The following is a 2658-nucleotide window of genomic DNA, read 5'->3' as shown; positions in this document are numbered from 1 at the left end:
CATCGCGAAGCCCATGCAGGACATGGTCAGGATGCCGGTGGCAAAGCTGCCGATGCGGAAGAGCGCGAGGTTGATGACGGGTTCCGCCGCGCGCGTTTCGACGAAGAGGAACCCGGCCAGCGCGGCGAGCGCCACTGCGCCCAGCCCGAAGCTGGCCGCCGAGCCCCAGGCGAAGAGCGACCCGCCCAGGCTGAACAGCAGCAGGAGCGCCGAGGCCCCGATCACCAAGAGCAGCGCCCCGGCATAGTCGATGCGGTGCCTGTGCCGGGGCGGAGAGGGCGGGAGCGCCGTCCACAGAAGGGCCAGCGCCAGGGCGCCCAGCGGCAGTTTGATGTAGAACACCCATCTCCACGACAGCAGCGTGGTCAGCACCCCGCCGAGAAGCGGTCCGGCGAGGCTTGAGAAGGCGAAAGCGCCCGAGAAGAGCCCTTGGTAGCGGACCCTTTCGCGCGGCGCGACCAGGTCGCTCACCACGGTCTGGGAGAGCGTCATGATGCCTCCTGCGCCGATTCCCTGCACGAAGCGGAAGGCGATGAGCTGCCCCATGCCCTGCGCGAGCCCGCAGAGCATGGACATGATCAGGAAGAGCGCCACCGCGCCGAGGAGGAAGGGACGGCGGCCGAACATGTCCGACATCTTGCCGTAGATCCGGGTGGAGACGGTATTGGCCAGCATGAAGGCCGTGACCACCCAGCTGAGATGCGACAGTCCGCCAAGGTCAGAGGCCATGCGGGGCAGGGCGGTGTTCACGATGCTCTGGTCGAGCGCGGCCAGCGCCGTGGCGACCAGCAGCCCGGCAAAGACGCGGCGCAAATGCGCTGGAATCCAGCGCGAGGAAGAGGTGTCTGTCATTGTGCCGTCTTTCCGCAGGCGCGGGGGTCAGTCGCGCTTCCATTCCTTCAGGTGACCGTCTGCCGTGAACTCCGCCGTGAAGCCCGGACCTTCAAGCGCGATCTCGTCGCCGAGCTCCATTTCCCGCAGCCGGGTTCCGGCCGTCAGCGCGGTGGTGGCGTAGAGCGCCTCTGCCACATCGCTGCGCAGCAGCGGCACCAGCTCGCCCAGGGGCATGGTGCCGTGATGCGGCGCCTCGATCCTGTCCACGGTGCCGTCGTGGTGCAGGTCGACCTCGATGCGGTCGCCGCCCGGCAGGATGCCGGTCAGGTCGGGGCCTTCCCCGTCGGGATGCCGCCGTGCACCGGTCAGGTTCAAGGTCCTTTCGACGACGACGATATCCTGCGTCCGGGGCAGGTAATCGCGCGCCAGGGCGGCGGAGCCGAGAGCTGTCAGCGTCAGAAGCGGAAGGAAGAAGCGCATTTGTGTCATGATGTTATTCGCCGGAGGCAATTGCAGATCGACCCTTCTACGGCTCGCGCCAGGTTTCCTGTCGCGGCGGGACAGCCGCAGGCAGGCCGTGGAACGGCTTCGCAGCGATGCCGCCGGGGCATGCCGTGCGCGAGGGGCCGTGCCTGTCTCATGCCCTGATGAGGGCCTTGCCGGAAAAGTCGCGGTCCCTGAGCGCGCGGAGGTGGGCGGGCAGGCATTCGAAGTCTCTGGCCACGACAGGCTCGGGCGCCAGCCGGCCGGTCTCGAGGTCATCGAAGATCCCGGCAGCCGCACGGCGCAATGCATGCCAGTCGCGGGCATCGCCATGAACATGCAGCGCCCCGAGGGCGACTTCGTGCAGGGAGATGCACCGCGCGAAGGCCTCGCCGCCCCAGCCGCCGACGCGGCCCTGGATGCAGACAAGATGCCCGTTGGCCCGCAGATGCGGGAACAGGCCCGCCGCGGCCTCGGGCCCGCGCAGGTCGATCGCCGCGGCATGGGCCGCCCGCGGCAGCTCGGCGTTCCAGGGCAGGACCGCGGCTCCCTGCGCAACCAGGCGGTCATGATGGCGGGGGTGGCACTGCGCGGTGACCTTCCAGCCTGCCCGGATCGCCAGCTGCACCAGATAGGTTCCGACCCCGCCGCCCGCACCGGCAACCAGCAGGCTGCCCGGCTCGGTCGGCAGCTTGCCGAGCGCCAGCCAGGCGGTCAGGCCGGGACAGGGCACCGAAGCCGCGACCTCCAGATCCAGCCCGGCGGGAACCGGCAGCAGCGCGCGTGCCGCGACCGGCGTGGTCTCGGCAAAGCTTCCCTGCCCGCCGAGCCAGGCGTGATAGGCGACGCGCTGCCCCAGCCATGCCCCGGGCACATCCGCGCCGACGGCGATCACGATGCCCGCGCCGTCGCAGCCCGGCACCTTGCCCGGCCGCCACGTGTCGCTGCCCAGCACCTTCCAGTCGACCGGGTTGAGGCCGATCACCGCGTTGCGCACCAGCACCTCGCCCGGGCGGGGCGCCGCGACGGGCTGCTCGGCCAGGACCAGATCATGCGGATCCCGGCCGCTTTGCCAGGTCCAGGCCCGGTGATGCGCCGGAAGGTCAGTCCCGCGCATTGCCGGCCTCCGCCGCCCTGACCGCCTCCGCCAGCCGCCGGCCAGTGCTGGCCGCCGATTGCGGGTTCTGTCCGGTCACCAGACGGCCGTCGACGGCTGTCGTGTCGGTCCAGTCGGCACCGGGCGTCATGTCCGCGCCGAGCTCCGCCAGCCGCGAGGACAGCAGGAAGGGCACCACGTCCTGCAGCCCGACCGCACGTTCCTCGGCATCGGTGAAGGCGGCG

At 70.5% G+C, this 2658-nt stretch carries 3 protein-coding genes and 1 pseudogene; all 4 read right to left on the bottom strand.

The window, feature by feature from the left end; all coding sequences use genetic code 11:
- Positions 1-852 (bottom strand): MFS transporter (locus FGX59_RS36425; protein WP_138473425.1); only part of this gene is annotated, 852 nt, incomplete at its 3' end.
- A 27-nt stretch (positions 853-879) separates the two neighbouring features.
- A complete protein-coding gene (locus FGX59_RS36420) occupies positions 880-1323 on the bottom strand; it encodes a hypothetical protein (protein ID WP_138473424.1) in 444 nt (147 codons plus the stop codon).
- A gap of 148 nt (positions 1324-1471) precedes the next feature.
- Positions 1472-2434, bottom strand: a complete 963-nt coding sequence (locus FGX59_RS36415) for an alcohol dehydrogenase catalytic domain-containing protein (RefSeq protein ID WP_138473423.1) — start codon at positions 2432-2434, stop codon at positions 1472-1474.
- Positions 2421-2658: pseudogene (locus tag FGX59_RS36410) on the bottom strand (hypothetical protein); the annotation flags it as partial. The gene FGX59_RS36415 and the pseudogene FGX59_RS36410, both read right to left, overlap by 14 nt.

It is taken from the genome of Poseidonocella sp. HB161398, from assembly GCF_005870025.1.
GTDB lineage: Bacteria > Pseudomonadota > Alphaproteobacteria > Rhodobacterales > Rhodobacteraceae > Mangrovicoccus.
This window is presented reverse-complemented; position numbering and strand designations above follow the sequence as displayed.